12 protein-coding genes are annotated in these 16,996 nt (G+C 72.0%); 9 read left to right on the top strand and 3 right to left on the bottom strand.

Annotated elements, in window-relative coordinates; genetic code table 11:
• The first annotated feature begins 45 nt into the window (after positions 1-45).
• The 5 genes from ACIBEI_RS45475 to ACIBEI_RS45495 all read left to right on the top strand — a co-directional run bounded on the left by ACIBEI_RS45475 (position 46) and on the right by ACIBEI_RS45495 (position 8,774).
• Positions 46-2,892 carry a DEAD/DEAH box helicase gene (locus ACIBEI_RS45475; protein WP_398897028.1) on the top strand — a complete coding sequence of 949 codons (2,847 nt, stop codon included), beginning with the start codon at positions 46-48 and terminating at the stop codon, positions 2,890-2,892.
• A gap of 914 nt (positions 2,893-3,806) precedes the next feature.
• A complete protein-coding gene (locus ACIBEI_RS45480; protein ID WP_398897029.1) occupies positions 3,807-5,720 on the top strand; it encodes an SWIM zinc finger family protein in 1,914 nt (637 codons plus the stop codon).
• Positions 5,721-5,899: 179 nt separating this feature from the next.
• On the top strand, positions 5,900-7,189 hold the full coding sequence (pcaC, locus tag ACIBEI_RS45485; protein ID WP_362084752.1) for a 4-carboxymuconolactone decarboxylase: 1,290 nt from the start codon (positions 5,900-5,902) through the stop codon (positions 7,187-7,189).
• Between the two features lie 139 nt (positions 7,190-7,328).
• On the top strand, positions 7,329-7,964 hold the full coding sequence (locus ACIBEI_RS45490) for an MBL fold metallo-hydrolase (RefSeq protein WP_398897030.1): 636 nt from the start codon (positions 7,329-7,331) through the stop codon (positions 7,962-7,964).
• Between the two features lie 30 nt (positions 7,965-7,994).
• Complete coding sequence (locus ACIBEI_RS45495; RefSeq protein WP_398897031.1) at positions 7,995-8,774, top strand: exodeoxyribonuclease III; 780 nt, start codon at positions 7,995-7,997, stop codon at positions 8,772-8,774.
• Positions 8,775-8,912: 138 nt separating this feature from the next.
• Here ACIBEI_RS45495 and ACIBEI_RS45500 read toward each other — a convergent pair whose 3' ends face one another.
• Positions 8,913-10,835 carry a GDSL-type esterase/lipase family protein gene (locus ACIBEI_RS45500; RefSeq protein ID WP_398897032.1) on the bottom strand — a complete coding sequence of 641 codons (1,923 nt, stop codon included), beginning with the start codon at positions 10,833-10,835 and terminating at the stop codon, positions 8,913-8,915.
• Positions 10,836-11,044: 209 nt separating this feature from the next.
• On the opposite strand from ACIBEI_RS45500, the gene ACIBEI_RS45505 reads away from it, so the two are divergent.
• From ACIBEI_RS45505 to ACIBEI_RS45515, 3 genes are all read left to right on the top strand, one after another.
• Positions 11,045-11,485 carry a DUF6278 family protein gene (locus tag ACIBEI_RS45505; RefSeq protein ID WP_398897033.1) on the top strand — a complete coding sequence of 147 codons (441 nt, stop codon included), beginning with the start codon at positions 11,045-11,047 and terminating at the stop codon, positions 11,483-11,485.
• 127 nt (positions 11,486-11,612) lie between these two features.
• On the top strand, positions 11,613-12,356 hold the full coding sequence (locus tag ACIBEI_RS45510; RefSeq protein ID WP_398897034.1) for an amino acid ABC transporter ATP-binding protein: 744 nt from the start codon (positions 11,613-11,615) through the stop codon (positions 12,354-12,356).
• Positions 12,357-12,372: 16 nt separating this feature from the next.
• On the top strand, positions 12,373-12,594 hold the full coding sequence (locus ACIBEI_RS45515) for a hypothetical protein (protein WP_398897036.1): 222 nt from the start codon (positions 12,373-12,375) through the stop codon (positions 12,592-12,594).
• A 35-nt stretch (positions 12,595-12,629) separates the two neighbouring features.
• On the opposite strand, the gene ACIBEI_RS45520 is transcribed toward ACIBEI_RS45515, so the two are convergent.
• Both ACIBEI_RS45520 and ACIBEI_RS45525 read right to left on the bottom strand, forming a co-directional pair.
• Positions 12,630-14,198, bottom strand: coding sequence for an alpha/beta fold hydrolase (locus ACIBEI_RS45520; protein WP_398897038.1), 1,569 nt, complete (start codon positions 14,196-14,198; stop codon positions 12,630-12,632).
• A gap of 117 nt (positions 14,199-14,315) precedes the next feature.
• Positions 14,316-15,065 (bottom strand): hypothetical protein, encoded by a 750-nt coding sequence (locus ACIBEI_RS45525; protein ID WP_398897039.1) that lies wholly within the window; start codon positions 15,063-15,065, stop codon positions 14,316-14,318.
• A 104-nt stretch (positions 15,066-15,169) separates the two neighbouring features.
• On the opposite strand from ACIBEI_RS45525, the gene ggt reads away from it, so the two are divergent.
• Positions 15,170-16,978: a gamma-glutamyltransferase gene (gene ggt / locus ACIBEI_RS45530; protein WP_398897042.1), complete on the top strand. Its 1,809-nt coding sequence runs from the start codon at positions 15,170-15,172 to the stop codon at positions 16,976-16,978.
• Positions 16,979-16,996: the final 18 nt, after the last annotated feature.

The following is a 16,996-nucleotide window of genomic DNA, read 5'->3' on the forward strand; positions in this document are numbered from 1 at the left end:
GGCGGGTCGTCGAGTCGGACCGGGGCGAGGGAGGTGGCCGGGAGCATGAGCGTGGTTCAGACGCGTGCCGCTGTCGGCACCGAGCCCGAGGTGTCCGCGCGGCTGGCCGCCGTCTTCCTGCCCGCCGCCCTGCCGCGCGACGGCCGGATCGCCTTCTGGGCCCCGGACGAGGACGCACCACTCCTCGGCCCGGACACCGAGCTCACGGTCGTACGGAGGCACGGTGCGGGTGTCCGAAGGGGGTCGGTGCCCGCGCTGACGTTGCCGGTCGTCGAGGCACTGCCGCTGCTGGTGCGCGCCCGGCGGGACCCGGCGGCACACCCCGCCACGGCCTGCTGGGGCGCCGCCGCACTGCACGCCCTGCGCCTCGTCGCGCGCGGGCGGCTGCTGCCCGGCCTCACACCCGACGGATTCGACGCTTGGCGGGCCGGCCCGCTGGACCCGGACGACATCGCCCACCTGAGGGCGGTGGCCGCCTCCCTTCCGTACGAGGGACACGCCGTGCCCCTGCCGGGCCGAGGCCCGCTCCAGCTGCCCGACCGGGAAGCGCTGATGCGCGCCTTCGTGGACGCGGTCGCCGACGCACTGCCCCGCACCGCCGCCGCGCCGTACGCCACCGGGAAACCCTTCGCCGCCGCCGGGCCCCAGCGGCTGCCGGGCGCCCAGGACTGGGCGGCGGAGGTCGCCGCGGGCATGGACGCGGGGGTGCGGATCTCGCTGCGCCTGGACCTGTCCGCGTACGACCTCTTCGACGACAGCGAGGGCGCGCGGCGCGCGGGCGCCGCCGTCGTCCAGGTGCACAGCCTCGCCGACCCCACCCTCGTCGTCGACGCCGCGGCCCTGTGGGCGGGCGCCGCCGACACGGCGTTCGGGCCGCGTGCCCGTGTCGACGCGGCTCTGGCCGTGCGCCGCGCGGCCCGAGTCTGGCCGCCCCTGGACCGGCTGTCCGCACAGGATGTGCCGGACGTACTGGCGCTGTCCGATGACGAGTTGTCGGACCTGCTCGGCGTCGCCGCGACCCGCCTCGGCGCGGCCGGGGTCGCCGTGCACTGGCCCCGCGACCTCGCCCAGGACCTGAGCGTGGCGGCGGTCGTCCGTCCCGCGCCGGGCTCGGCCACGGACGGCACGGGCTTCTTCGAGAGCGAGGAACTGCTCCAGTTCCGCTGGCAGTTGGCGCTCGGCGGCGACCCGCTCTCCGAGGCCGAGATGGACGCGCTCGCCGAGGCACACCGCCCCGTCGTGCGGCTGCGGGACCAGTGGGTGCTCGTCGACCCGGCCCTCGTCCGCAAGGCGCGCAAGCGCGAACTGGGTCTGCTCGACCCGGTGGACGCCCTCTCCGTGGCGCTCACCGGCACCGCTGAGGTCGACGGCGAGACGGTCGAGGCGGTGCCGGTCGGCGCGCTGGCAGCCCTGCGCGACCGCCTCACGGCAGGACTGCGCCCCGCCGAACCGCCGCCCGCCCTCAAGGCCACCCTCCGGGACTACCAACTCCGCGGACTGGCCTGGCTCGACCTCATGACCTCCCTCGGCCTCGGCGGCTGCCTCGCCGACGACATGGGCCTCGGCAAGACCGTCACCCTCATCGCGCTGCACCTGAAGCGGGCGCGCACCGAACCGACCCTCGTCGTCTGCCCCGCCTCGCTGCTCGGCAACTGGCAGCGGGAGATCGAGCGGTTCGCCCCGGGCGTGCCCGTGCGCCGCTATCACGGGCCGGGCCGCTCCATCGAGGACATGGACAACGGGTTCGTCCTCACCACGTACGGGACGATGCGGTCGACGGCACCGCAGCTCTCCCGCCAGAAGTGGGGCATGGTCGTCGCGGACGAGGCCCAGCACGTCAAGAACCCGTACTCGGCGACGGCCAAGGCCCTGCGGACGATCGGCGCGCCGGCCAGGGTCGCCCTCAGCGGCACCCCCGTGGAGAACAACCTCTCCGAACTGTGGGCCCTGCTCGACTGGACGACCCCGGGGCTGCTCGGCCCGCTGAAGTCCTTCCGGGCCCGGCACGCGCGCGCGGTGGAGAACGGCGAGGACGAGGAGGCCGTGACCCGCCTCGCCCGGCTGATCCGGCCCTTTCTGCTCCGCCGCAAGAAGTCCGACCCCGGCATCGTCCCCGAGCTGCCGCCCAAGACGGAGACGGACCACCCCGTCCCCCTCACCCGCGAACAGGCCTCCTTGTACGAGGCCGTGGTCCGAGAATCGATGCTGGCGATCGAGACCACCGACGGCATCGCCCGGCGCGGACTGGTCCTCAAGCTCCTCACCGCGCTCAAGCAGATCTGCGACCACCCCGCGCTGTATCTGAAGGAGGACACCGGTGAGCACCTCGGCAGCGGCGCAGGAGGGGCCGCCCGCCAGGCCGCCCGCTCCGGCAAACTCGCCCTCCTGGACGAGCTGTTGGACACGCTGCTCGCCGAGGACGGCTCGGCGCTCGTCTTCACGCAGTACGTGGGGATGGCCAAGCTGATCACCCACCACCTCGCGGCCCGCGCGGTCCCCGTCGAACTCCTTCACGGGGGTACGCCGGTGGCCGAGCGCGAGCACATGGTGGACCGATTCCAGAGCGGGGCGACGCCGGTCCTGGTCCTCTCCCTCAGGGCGGCCGGCACAGGCCTGAACCTCACGCGCGCGGGGCATGTCGTCCACTTCGACCGCTGGTGGAACCCCGCCGTGGAGGAGCAGGCCACCGACCGCGCCTATCGCATCGGCCAGACCCAGCCCGTCCAGGTGCACCGCCTCATCACCGAGGGCACCGTCGAGGACCGCATCGCCGAGATGCTCGCCTCCAAGCGGGCCCTGGCCGACGCGATCCTCGGCTCCGGCGAGGCGTCCCTGACGGAACTGACCGACCGCGAGCTGTCCGACCTGGTCTCGCTGAGGAGGTCGACGTGACGTCTTCGACGGATCGGCCCGACTGGTCGGAGAGGCCTGATCAGCCGGAACAGCCGGAACAGCCGGAACAGCCGGAACAGCCGGAACAGCCGGAACAGAGGGATCAGCGGGACCTGCCGGACCAGCGGGACCAGCCGGATCAGCCGGCGCAGGAGGGCTCGCCCGGCACCGGGGCGTCTCCGGCCGGTGGGGCGCCCTCGGCCGGTGAAGCACCGGTTGGTGAGGCCCGGCCCGCCGACGCCGCTCGGCGTGCCCTGCGGGCGGCGCGGCGGGGAGATGGCGGAGGGCCGGCGGCCGGCGCGGGGGAGGGGCACCCCACGAAGGCGGACGCGCGTCCGGCGGAGCCCGGAAGGGCGACGGGAGCCGCCCAGGGGACCGTGTCGCCGGGGCCCCGGCCAGGTGACAAGGCACGCGAGGCGCTGCGGCGCACGGCTGCGGCCGGTCGCGCGGGTGGCGCTGTTGCCCCGCGAGTGGAGGAGTCGCAGGGGGCGCAGGGCAGGCAGGGTGTGTCAGGCGCGCAGGACAGGCAGGGCAGGCAGGCCAGGCAGGACGCGCCAGGCTCGCAGGGGATGTCAGGCGCGCAGGAGACGCCAGGCGCGCAGGAGGAGCCGGACACTCAGTGGCCCTGGCCCTCGAATCTGCAAGGGACGCCGGACGCGCATGGGGCATCGGACGCGCGTGGGGCGCCGGACGTCGGTGGCGGCGAGGGTTCCGGGTCGGACGTCGAGCCGTCGGTGCCTGGGCGATCCGACGCGGCTTCCGGACCTCCGCGTCCCGGTGATGTGGCCCGCGAGGCGTTGCGTGCCGCGAGGATTCAGGCGGAACGGGAGCGAACTGCCGCCCGGGACAAGGGAGTCGAGCGCCGGAAGCGGCGCGGAGTGGCCGAGTCCGGCACTCCCACGCCCCGTCCGACCATGGCGAACCGCCGCGCCGCGGCACAGGTCCGGGAGCTGGCCGACCGGTTGGGCGATGCCTTCGACCTGACGGCCCGGCTGGAGAGGGAGGAGTCCGAAGACCGACCGGCTCGACCCGACGCCGCGCCGTGCAGCACCCCTCCATCGGAGGGTCCCGCCCCCGAAGACCGGCCTGTGGGCCGGCCCGCCGGCCGGCCGTCCCCGGACGTCACAGGGCCCATGGACACGGATACCGCCACCGCGGCGCCCAACACGGCCCAAGCCTCGGTCGCCGACCAGCACCCGTCCACCGGACCCGAGCTGGCGCCGCAGCCGGAGCCGAATCCGGGACTGGGGCGGGAGCCGAGGCCCGAGCCCCAGCGCGGACCCGCGCCAGCACCCGCACCCACCCCCACCCCCACCTCCCACGCGGCAGCAGCACCCGGCGGCGGTTCCATCGCCGACACCGTGCGAGCCGCCATGGCCAGGGCGGCCCGCGACCCTCACGCCGATCCCGATCCCGATCCCGATCCCGACCCCAGCACCACCCCCACATCCGCACTCGCACCCCACCCCGGTGTCACCCCCACCTCCACCCCAGCCCCCCACTCCGATACGCCCGCCACCCCCGCCCAACTCCCCATCGCAGCGCCCCCGCGCTCCATGGCCGCCCCAGGCCGTGACGGCGAGCTGCGGCGGACCTTCCCAGCGCTCCCCGCACCGCCCGCGCGGCCGCAGGGCACGGACGGATTCGCCGAGACATGGTGGGGGAACGCGTGGGTGGCCGCGCTGGAGGAGATGGCGTTGGACGCGGCGCGGCTCGGGCGGGGGAAGGCGTACGCGCGGGCGGGGCACGTGGACGCCATCACCGTCACGCCCGGGCTCGTACTCGCCTACGTGCACGGCAGCCGACCGCGGCCGTACCGCGTGCAGATCCGGATGCGCACCCTCTCGGACGACGACTGGGAGCGGTTCCTGGACGCCGCGGCCGAACGGCCGGGGCACATCGCTGCGTTGCTCGACAAGGACCTGCCGCAGTCACTCGCCGACAGCGGAGTGGGCCTGCTCCCGGGCCCCGGCGACCTGGTGCCGCATTGCAGTTGCCCCGACTCCGGCCACCCCTGCAAACACGCGGCCGCGCTCTGCTACCAGACGGCACGGCTGCTGGACGAAGACCCCTTCGTGCTCCTCCTGTCGCGCGGCCGGGGCGAACGCGAGCTGCTGGACGCGCTGTCCCGCCGCAGCGCGACCCTGGCGGCCCGCTCGGCCCGCGCCGAGCGGGAACCCGCACTTCCCGGCGTACGAGCCACCGACGCCCTCGCCCCCCGCACACTGCCGCCGCTCCCGGCCCCGCTGCCGCCGCCCGCGCACCCCGAGCAGCCCCCGGCCTACCCGGCGTCACCGGGCGGCCCGGACCCGTTCGCACTGGACCAGTTGGCCACCGACGCGGCGGCCCGCGCGCACGCGCTGCTCACGACGGGCCGCGACCCCGTGGCGGAGCTGACCCTCTGGCAGGACGCCGTCCGCCTCGCGGCCACCCGCCCCGGCTCCGGCCTCACCGCCACGACCCGCGCCCTGTACGCGTCCCTGGCCACCGCGGCCGGACGCACCCCGGCGGACCTGGCGCGGGCGGTCGCGGCCTGGCGGCAGGGCGGACTGGAAGGGCTCGCCGTCCTCGAAGAACCCTGGGACCCGCCGGCCGGCCGTTTCGACCGGGCCCGCCCGCTCCTCCTGGCCGCCGACTTCCCCGCCTTCCGCCCCTGGCACAACCACCTCACCCACCCCCGCGGCCACATACAGCTCCGGCTGGGCCACGACGGCCTCTGGTACGCGTACGAGTCGGAACCGGGCCACGACGACTGGTGGCCCAGGGGTACCCCCGACCTCGACCCGGTCGGCGCTCTCACGGGCCTCGGCTCCCCGACCGACCTGTGAGCGCGAAACCGTTCGCGCGCCCCCAACTTTTTTCCTGGACCCCGGAGGGCCGTAACACTCCGCTGACCTGCCCTCCGGCCCGCCCTGAGACATGTGGTGGCTCCGTGCAGGCCGCGTGGACAAATCGGGCTCGTTTCCGCGACCACAGGTGCGGAAGTTAGCGTGGAGCGGTGAGTGAGATGAAGTCCCCAGCCCTCCAGTACCGCTTCGACGGCCCGGAAGACGCCCCCGTGCTCATCCTCGGTCCCTCGCTCGGTACGACCTGGCACATGTGGGACCGGCAGGTCCCGGAGCTGGCCAAGCAATGGCGGGTCTTCCGCTTCGACCTGCCGGGCCACGGCGGCGCGCCCGCCTACCCGGCCGGTTCCGTCACCGAGCTGGCCGAGCGGCTGCTCGTCACGCTCGACGGACTCGGCGTCCAGCGGTTCGGGTACGCGGGCTGCGCGCTCGGCGGTGCCATCGGAGCCGAGCTGGCGCTGCGCCACCCGGAGCGCCTCGCCTCGCTCACGCTGATCGCGGCCTCACCGCGCTTCGGCACGGCTGACGAGTTCCGGCAGCGCGGCGTGATCGTACGGTCGAACGGCCTGGACCCGATCGCCCGGACGTCCCCGGAGCGCTGGTTCACGCAGGGCTTCGCCGCGGCGCAGCCCGCGATCACCGAGTGGGCCGTGCAGATGGTGCGCACCACGGACCCGGGCTGCTACATCGCCGCGTGCGAGGCACTCGCCTCGTTCGACATCCACGCCGAGCTGGGCCGGATCGGGGTGCCGACACTCGTCCTGGTCGGCTCCGACGACCAGGTCACCGGCCCCGCCGAGGCCCGCACCCTGGTCGCCGGCATACCGGACGCCCGCCTCGCCGTCGTACCCGGTGCCTCGCACCTGGTCCCCGTGGAACAGCCCGCCGCGGTCACGGACCTTCTCGTACGGCACTTCTCCACCGCCTGGCAGCAGCCCGCCTACGACTCGTCCACCGGGCAGATGGCGGTCGTGGTGCCGCAGGCGAGCCCGGTCGTGGCCGCGCCGCAGCAGATGTCGCCCGTCGCCGAGATCGCCCCGGCCGTACAGCCCGAGGCGGTCCTGGGCAGACCCGACCCGTACGACGCGGGCATCAAGGTCCGCCGGGAGGTACTCGGGGACGCGCACGTGGACCGCGCGCTGGCCCAGGCCGACGAGTTCTCCGGGGACTTCCAGGAGTTCATCACCCGCTACGCCTGGGGCGAGATCTGGGACCGGCCCGGCCTCGACCGGCGCTCGCGCAGCTGCGTCACGCTCACCGCCCTGGTCGCGGGCGGCCACCTCGACGAACTGGCTTTCCACACCCGGGCCGCCCTCCGTAACGGCCTCACCCCGGTCGAGATCAAGGAGGTGCTCCTCCAGGCGGCCGTCTACTGCGGTGTACCGGCCGCGAACAGCGCCTTCAAGGTGGCCCAGCAGGTCATCCGCGAGGAGACCACACCCCAGGAGTGAGCACGAGGAGCGGGTACGAGGAACGGGCGGCCAGGAAGCTGGAGCTGGGGACGACCGGGGATGAGAAGCAGGTGTGAGATTCCGGGAGCACGCCCCCTGAAGTGAGTCCGCGCACCCGCCCGGAGGCAGGATGGGAAGCATGAAGCTCACCAAGAAGTCGCACGCCTGCGTCCGCCTGGAGAAGGACGGCCGCACGCTCGTCATCGATCCCGGCGTCTTCAGCGAGGAGGACGCCGCGGTCGGCGTGGACGCGATCCTCGTCACGCACGAGCACCCCGACCACTTCAGCGAGGGCCACCTGCGCGCAGGCCTCGAGGCCAACCCGGGCGCGGAGATCTGGACCCTGAGGTCCGTCGCCGACCAGCTCTCGGCCGCGTTCCCGGGCCGCGTCCACACCGTCGGCCACGGCGACACGTTCACCGCCGCGGGCTTCGACGTACGGGTCCACGGCGAACTCCACGCCGTGATCCATCCGGACATCCCGCGCATCACGAACGTCGGCTACCTCGTCGACGGCGGTCGCGTCTTCCACCCCGGCGACGCCCTCACCGTCCCCGACCAGCCGGTCGAGACGCTGATGCTCCCCGTCATGGCCCCCTGGAGCAAGATCTCCGAGGTCATCGATTATGTCCGCGAGGTCAAGCCGCAGCGCGCGTACGACATCCACGACGCCCTGCTGACCGACCTCGCACGCCCCATCTACGACCGCCAGATCGGCGCCCTGGGCGGCTCCGAGCACCTGCGGCTGGCACCGGGGGAGACCGCCGACCTCTGAGTGTCAGAGGGGCCCGGTAGGTTGTGTGGCATGCGTATCGCGACCTGGAACGTGAACTCGATCACCGCTCGTCTCCCGAGGCTGCTGGCCTGGCTGGAGAGCAGCGGCACGGACGTGCTGTGCCTCCAGGAGGCCAAGGTCGCTGCCGAGAAGTTCCCGGTCACCGAGCTGCGGGAGCTGGGCTACGAGGCGGCGGTCCACGCGACCGGCCGGTGGAACGGCGTGGCGGTGATCTCCCGTGTGGGCCTCGAAGACGTCGTCAAGGGCCTGCCCGGCGACCCCGGCTACGACGGCGCCGAGGAGCCCCGGGCGGTCTCCGCGACCTGCGGCCCGGTCCGCGTCTGGTCGGTCTACGTGCCGAACGGCCGCGAGGTGGACCACGCCCACTACGCGTACAAGCTCCAGTGGTTCGAGGCCCTGAAGGCGGCGGTCGCGGGCGACGCGACCGGCAGCCGCCCGTTCGCGGTGCTGGGCGACTACAACGTGGCACCGACGGACGACGACGTCTTCGACGTGGCCGCCTTCGAGGGCCTCACCCACGTCACCCCGGCCGAGCGCGCCGCCCTCGCCTCCCTGCGCGAGGCCGGCCTCTCGGACGTCGTCCCGCGCCCCCTCAAGTACGACCACCCGTACACGTACTGGGACTACCGCCAGCTCGCCTTCCCCAAGAACCGCGGCATGCGCATCGACCTCGTCTACGGCAACGAGCCCTTCGCCAAGGCCGTAACCGACTCCTACGTAGACCGAGAGGAACGCAAGGGCAAGGGCGCCTCGGACCACGCCCCGGTGGTAGTCGACCTGGACGTCTAGCCCCTTATGGGGCGCGGGGAACTGCGCGCCCAGCCACAACGGACCCGCAGCCGAGCGCCCCTAAGGGGCGCGGGGAACTGCGCGATCAGCCACAGACGGCCCGCACTCAGCTACGACCTGCAGCGAAGCGCCCGGCACCTACAGCAACTTCAGGTCCACAGACTCCGCGAGCGCAGCCAACCCCGCATCCCCCGGATGCAGATGATCCCCGCTGTCATAAGCGGGGAGAATCCGCGCGGGCCGCTCCGGGTCCCGCAACACCGCATCGAAGTCGAGCACACCGTCGAATACGGCCCCGGACGACCGGATCCACCGGTTCACGGCAACCCGCTGGGCGTCAACCACAGCCGTACACCGAGCCTCCCCCTCACAGGGCGCGATCGTCGCGGCCAACACCCGCAGCCCCCGCCCGCGCGCCCGATCAGCGATCTCCCGCAGCCCGGCCACGACCTGCTCCGCGCTCGCGCCCCAGCGGACGTCGTTGACCCCCTGGAAGACGACGACGGTACGCGCCGACGTCTGGGCGAGGACGTCCCGGTCCAGGCGATGCAGTGCGCTCACACCGCCAGTGTCCGTGGAGACCCCATCACCCGTGTAGCGGTCGCTCACCACACGGTTCGCCGAGATCCCATGGTTCAGGACCCCATAGCGCGGGACCACACTCTGGTTCCGCAACCGCGCGGCGAGCACATCGGGCCAGCGCCGGTTCGTGTCCCGCGTCGACTTCTCGCCGTCCGTGATGGAGTCGCCGAGCAGCACGACGGACCCGGGCCCGCCGCCCACGTCGACACCGGTCAGCAGCGGCCAGTTGGTGATCGTCGAGGTGTACGCGTCCGGGGCACCGTCCCCGGCATGGTCGCCCGGCGTGCTGACGTACGAGGTCTGGACGGCCAGGCTGTGCACGGGAGCCGCCGTCACCATCCCGGGCAGATGGAAGCTCACGAGCAGATTGGCGTCCGCGGGCACGTCGAAGGCCAGCGGATCGCTGAACGCCTGTGCTCCCGCCGGGATTTCGGTGCCGGCCGCGCCACCGAACGACAACGGCACGGGCGCGCCACGAGGCCTCGCGCCGGACGCCTGCACGGCCACCGTCGCGCCGCCGATCCGTACGGGCGAGGCGGCGAAGGTGTTGTCGAGCCTGATCCGTACCCGCGGCCCGCCCGCCGAGGTGTGCACCACGAGCCGCAGCGTCCGGTCCGTCCACGGCCCGACCGCCGTGTAGCCGGACGTCGACGCGGCCCAACTCCCGGTCCAGCCACGGGAGTCGGCGCGCACCGAGAGCGCGAACACATGAAGGTCGGGGTTGCGCGGCAGCTCCACCGAGGCCACCTCGCGCCCCTGGACGAGCGGCACGGTCACGACGTACAACCGTGCCTTCTCGGCGAGTTGACCGCCAGGCGTGTTGATGTGCGGCAGCGCCACGGCCTTGGTGGCGAGCGGGCCGCCGCGCCAGTCGGACGCGGTCAGCCGGTACGAGGAGCGCGAGCCGTTCGCATACCGCACCACGCCCGTACCGCTCGCGGCGGCACATTGCTCCGCCTCCGGGGCGCTCCAGTCGGTGCCGGGACCACGACCGTGCTCAACCCTTCGGGCCTCCGCGCGCTCGTGGTCCCGGCACCGACGCGCCCCTGCGTCTCCGCGGCCACCGCCTGTGCCCGCGACGAGGAAGGCGAGCGCGTCACCGCGGCCGCCGACCCGTACGGACTGGCCGTCGGCGCGTACGTTGTCGGGCTCGCCCGCGGCCCGGCGGGGCCAGGCCAGCCGGGCGCCCTGGACCGTCAGCGAGCGTCCGGGCGTCCAGCCCGCGGCGGTCAGGTCCTGCGCCGACAGGGAGCGGCCCGAGCCGTCGAAGTCCGCCTCCGCGGGCCGCGCGTCGTCACTGACGGCGGTGTTGTCGAAGAGCCGCTCCAGCGGCAGCGGCCGCTTTTGGGCGGCCGCTGAGGGCAACGCGGACGCCTCGGACACCGCGGACGACTCCGCCGTGGCGGTTGTCGCGGGAACCGTCACCGCCGCCGAGAGCAGAGCGAGAACGACGGCCGTACCCCAGACACGTCGGCGCACACCGACTCCTCCCACTTACGACTCACGGACCAACGGCTCACGAACCGTTCGGGCACGGTTCACGGACGAGGTGACAGGTGCACCGTGAAGCTAAGGAGGCGGCAGGGACTCGTCAATGATCCGGGCGCGAACTCGGCGCGAACTCCCTGGGAACAGGTGTTCCGCGTGCCCTGTGGTGCGCCGGGCGACAGAGATGACAGGCTGGGTGTATGAACATCCCTTTCCTGGGCAACTGGCGCAAGAGGCGGGGCCCTGCCGGAGGAGTCGCGGTCTTCTCCGACAGTGAGAGCGACCGCGAGGGGGTGGCCGAACTGCTCTCCGAGTGCGAACTGCTGCGCTCGCAGGCACATCAGGCGGGGGTCGAACTCGACGACTCCGCGGCCTCGTTGGAGGCACTGGACCAACTCGTGCCGCGCTGGCGCGACGACGAGGAGAGCCTGCCCTGGCTGGGCAACGACGCCGGCCTCTACCTCGGCACGGTCATCGTGCGCACGGTCCCCGGCGCCCGCTGGGAGATCTGGCCGGACGGCCAGCCGGTCGTACAACTTGCCTCCGGCCGTGAGTTCGACGTGGTCGCGATCGGTCACGAATGGGCGGCCAGCGGCGCCCCCGAACTCTCGCAGCTGTACGCCGAGGTCGCGGAAGCGTAAGGTTCTGGCCCTGGCTGCCGCCTTAAATACGGCTAATGCCCGAAAAGTGCGTGTCGGGCACTGACTCCACTCTTGTGTGGATAGCTTGCGGGAATCGCGACACAGCTGAGAGTGGGTAGGGCTGAGGATGGCCGTCGATCCGTTGATCGAGCTGCGTGACGTCAACAAGTACTTCGGGGAGCTGCATGTCCTACAGGACATCAACCTCACCGTCGGCAAGGGGGAGGTGGTCGTGGTCATCGGCCCTTCGGGGTCGGGTAAGTCGACTCTGTGCAGGGCCATCAACAGGCTGGAGACGATCCGTTCCGGGGAGATCAGGCTCGACGGGAAGCTGCTGCCGGAGGAGGGCAAGGACCTCGCGACACTCCGCGCCGAGGTCGGGATGGTCTTCCAGGCGTTCAACCTCTTCGCGCACAAGACGGTCCTGCAGAACGTCTCGCTCGGTCAGATCAAGGTCCGTGGCCGCAAGAAGCAGGAGGCCGACAAGCGCTCGCTCGAACTCCTCGACCGTGTGGGCCTCGTCTCGCAGGCGCCGAAGTACCCTGCCCAGCTCTCCGGCGGCCAGCAGCAGCGCGTGGCCATCGCCCGCGCCCTTGCCATGGACCCCAAGGCTCTCCTCTTCGACGAGCCGACCTCGGCACTCGACCCGGAGATGATCAACGAGGTCCTGGAGGTCATGCAGCAACTCGCGCGCGACGGCATGACCATGGTGGTCGTCACCCACGAGATGGGCTTCGCCCGTTCGGCCGCGAACCGCGTCGTCTTCATGTCCGACGGCCGTATCGTCGAGGACCGCACCCCCGAGGAGTTCTTCACCAACCCGCGCAGCGACCGCGCCAAGGACTTCCTCTCAAAGATCCTCAAGCACTGAGCGGGGGAGCGAGATCATGATCACATTCCCGCCACCACTCTCGTTCCCGTCCCAACTCCACGTCCAGGCAACGGAGTTGATTCCGGCGGCCGGATCCGGTGCGAAGTCCCTCCGGGCCGACGGGCCGACCGCGCCGAACCTCGACTACGATATGCCGTTCACTGCCGTGGTGATGGGGACAGAGGCCGTGGACACCACCCCGGCCGAACCAGGGACGCTGCTGCCGGGCACGCGGTAGCGAGGGGCAATGGCCCGCCCGGCAGCAGCCGGAGATCACTGCTCGCGCAGCGGTACCGACACGTACGACTGGTCGGCCGCGGGCGAGGAGAAGGTCAGCTGCGCGCCGGTCGGGTTGTGCTCGATGTAGAGCGGGTCGACCGTGTCGACCACCAGGGCGAGTCGATGCCCTGCCGGGACGTCGTAGGCCGTGGAGAACAACTCCAGGTCGACGCCGAACGGCTTGCCGGGCGTCTGCCCGTGGAAGGTGTACGGCGCGTTGCTGACCAGCTTGCCGAGGCCGAGCGGGCCCACGTCGTAGAGGTACGCGACGAGGGTGCCGCTCTCCTTGGTGCTCGTGAGGGTTGTGTGCAATTTCGTGGTGCCGCGCACCCGTTGGGCGCTCGCGAACTTCTCCGACTGCCAGACCGCGGCGTACCGGCGCGGCAGCAGCGGGATCGACGCCACCGGCGGCAGCTGGGCGAGCTGGTCGAGGATGCTGGAGAGGAAGATGATCCCGCCGTCCGCGCCCGAGTTGACGTTCGCGCGGATCGTGGTGGAGCCCGTGAGGGCGATCTTCTTGCGCGTCGCGCCGACCGACTTCCAGTCCGGATAGCCCTCGTAGCCGCCCGTGGAACGGGACTTGAGCCGGACCGGCTGCTCGCGGTCGATGCCGTTGTCCACGCCCTTGAGGTAGTGGTCGAACCAGCGGCTCGTGTCCGTCCACACGTCGTTCGGGAGCCCGAACAGGCCGGTCATCTCGGCGGTGGCGTGGTCGCCCGGCCGGTACTCCAGCCGCTTGGGGCCGGTCAACCGCTCGTAGAACTCGGCGTACTGGTTGGGCGGGAAGATCGTGTCGCCCCAGCCGTTGGCGAGCAGGATCGCCGCGCCGTTCTTGTTGAGCTGGTCGACGTAGGTCGAGGGGGAACGTTTCTTCCCCCAGGCGATCAGCTCCTGCTCCTTGTCGAGATTGGATGCGAAGAAGTCCTTGAAGATCTGCTGGAGTTCGGCGCTGGGGCGGCCCGTGATCTGCCCCGCGCCGTTGAGCAGGGCGGCGGCCTGGGAGTGCTGGGTGCGGCCCGAGTAGATCGAGTCGATGAGGTCGGCCCAGCCGCTGAGGGACGCGACGGCCTTGACGCGCTTGTCGTGCGCGGCGGCGAGGAGGCTGATGCCGGCGCCGTACGAGACGCCCGCCATGCCGATGTTCCGGGCGTCGGACGGGGTGTTGGCGAGGGCCCAGTCGATGACCTTGGAGGCGTCGGCTATGTCGGGTGGACCCGCCACTTCTATCTCTCCGCCCGACTGCCAGAAGCCGCGGACGTTGTAACTGACCACGACATAGCCGGAGTCGGCGAGTTTCTGGGCCTGGGCGAGGTACTCGACCTGGGGCAGGCCCCAGCTCGTGGGCAGCACGATGAGCGGGTAGGCGCGGGAGGCGTCGGCGTTCGCGGGCGTGACGACATTGGCCTTGAGGACGGTCCCGCCGTCCCCGGTGATGTCCACGAACCGGACAGCGGCGGGCGCCGCCTGTGCGGCGGGGGCGAGCCCGAGAGCCGTGCCGGCGATCAGGGTCGCCGAGACGGCGCCTACGGCGGTGGTCCGCAGGGCCTTGCGCGGGTTTCCCACAGGTCACTCCTCACACGTGTAAGTGCCAAAGTGACCCGACGGTAACCTCGTTGCCTTACCGCAAGTAACCCGTCGGTAAGTTACGCACGAGTAACGATTGTTGAAATGTGTTGGAACCTAGGAGGCGCGGTGGCTGCTCCGTGCGGGAACCGCAGGTAGTGGGGTCTGTGAGGCGCGAGTGACGTCCGCGACGAGCTCGACGACATCCGGCCCGTACGCCTGGGAGTTCACGACCTTCAGGAGGATCACGAAGGAGTTGTTGCCGTGTTTGCGGGCCAGCCGTTCGTGGTTGCGCGCGACATAGCGGGTGGCGGCCTGGTTGGTGATCGCGCGCTGGCCGCAGAAGAGGAAGACGGGCCGTGCCGTGTTGCCCGCCGTGAGCCGGGCGAGGATCACGTACTCGCCCTTGCCGGGCTCCAGCCGGTAGCGCTCGCTGCCTATCTGGAACGCGCCGCGGTCCGGACCCGGTTCGGGGTCGACGTTGACGCGGATGCCCGGCAACAACGAGTGCAGATGCGCGGCCATGCGCCGGTTCGACGACGGCCCGCCCACGCAGAACTCCGTGCGCTCCCCGAAGCCCTGCTGGGCCGCGTCGTGCGCGATGACCTGGGCGTGGGCGCCGCAGTCCTTGATGAGTGCGGAGAGTTCGAGCAGCGCGAAGACGTCATGGCGCATCACCGAGAGTTCCGGGCCGCCGGCCTCGCGGTTGACCACCAGGAGCGACTCGGAATTGTCGGGCAGGCCGAAGAAGGCCTGCTTGCGGCGCAGCTTGCGCTTCCACAGGTACGTACGGGCGAGCCAGCCCAGCGCGGCGCTGAGGCCGGCGGCGACCACGCCGAGGACGATGTTGCGCACGTCGTCATTCATGGGCGCGCATGCTAGCGGGCACCTGCACCGGTGTTCGAGAGGGACCTGACGCGGCCATGCCGAGGAAGTTACGCTGCGCAGACGGTCGTCTACTGGAGGTACGGATGCGGCGCTCGGGCGCGCGGAGTCTGGCTGTGGTGGCGGTTTCGGCCGCGGTGATGTCGGTGGGGGCGGCGCCGCCCTCCTCAGGGTCTTCCGGGGGCTCGGGTCCGGCCGAGAAGGTGCCGGTCGCGGTCGGGTACGGCGGGGCCGTCGCGAGCGTGGACGCGGACGCCTCGGCCGCCGGGATCGAGATCCTCCGCAAGGGCGGCAACGCGGTGGACGCGGCCGTCGCCACGGCGGCCGCGCTCGGCGTCACCGAGCCGTACTCGTCGGGCATCGGCGGGGGCGGCTATTTCGTCTACTACGACGCCAAGTCCCGTACGGTGCGGACGATCGACGGCCGTGAGACGGCGCCCCTGACGGCCGACTCGGGGCTCTTCCTGGAGAACGGCCAGCCGATCCCGTTCGCCGACGCGGTGACCAGCGGACTGGGCGTGGGCACGCCCGGGACGCCGGCCACCTGGCAGAAGGCGCTGGACAGCTGGGGCAGCAAGCGGCTCGGATCGCTACTGAAGCCCGCGGAGCGGCTCGCGCGCGACGGGTTCACCGTCGACGCCACGTTCCGCTCGCAGACCCAGTCCAACGAGGCGCGGTTCCGGAACTTCCCCGACACGGCCGAGCTGTTCCTGCCGGGCGGCTCGCTGCCGGTGGTCGGCTCGACGTTCAAGAACCCCGATCTGGCCCGTACGTACGAGGAGTTGGGTCGCAAGGGCGTGGGCGCGCTCTATCGCGGCAAGCTGGCCAAGGACATCGTCGACACGGTGAACAAGCCGCCGGTGGACCCGGGTTCGGGCTACAACGCGCGCCCCGGCGAGCTGTCCCTGAAGGACCTGGCGAAGTACGAGGCGAAGCGGCAGGCGCCCACGAAGACCTCGTACCGCGGACTGGGCGTCTACTCGATCGCGCCCTCGTCCTCCGGTGGCACCACGGTCGGTGAGGCTCTCAACATCCTTGAGAACACCGACCTTTCGAAGGCCACGGACGTCCAGTACCTGCACCGCTACATCGAGGCGAGCCGGATCGCCTTCGCGGACCGGGGGCGCTGGGTCGGCGACCCGGCCTTCGAGGACGTACCGACGAAGGAACTCCTCTCGCAGAAGTACGCCGACTCGCGCGAGTGCCTCATCAAGGACGACGCGGTGCTGACGAGCCCGCTGGCGCCCGGCGACCCGCGCGATCCGGCGGCGTGCGCGGCCGGTGGCACGGCCGCGCCGACGACGTACGAGGGCGAGAACACGACCCATCTGACGGCGGCCGACAAGTGGGGCAACGTCGTCGCCTACACCCTCACCATCGAGCAGACCGGCGGCAGCGGGATCACCGTCCCCGACCGGGGCTTCATCCTCAACAACGAGCTGACGGACTTCTCCTTCGCACCGGCGAGCCCGGCCGTGCACGACCCGAACCTGCCGGGTCCTGGCAAGCGTCCGCGCTCGTCGATCTCGCCGACGATCGTCCTCGACGCCCACGCCAAGCCGGTGGTGGCACTGGGCTCGCCCGGCGGCGCGACCATCATCACGACGGTCCTGCAGACGCTGACCGGGTTCGTCGACCGGGGCCTCCCGCTCGTCGACGCGATCGCCGCCCCGCGCGCCAGCCAGCGCAACCAGACGACCACCGAGCTCGAACCGGGCCTGTGGAACAGCCCGTTGAGGGCCCAGCTGGAGGCTCTCGGCCACGGGTTCCGGCAGAACCCGGAGATCGGCGCGGCGACCGGTGTCCAACGCCTGCCGAACGGCAAGTGGCTGGCGGCGGCCGAGACCGTACGCCGGGGCGGCGGCTCGGCGATGGTGGTGCGGCCGGAGCGGTAAGCCGCGGGCTGCCGGATT

Source organism: Streptomyces sp. NPDC050988, assembly GCF_044456225.1.
Classification (GTDB): Bacteria; Actinomycetota; Actinomycetes; order Streptomycetales; family Streptomycetaceae; genus Streptomyces.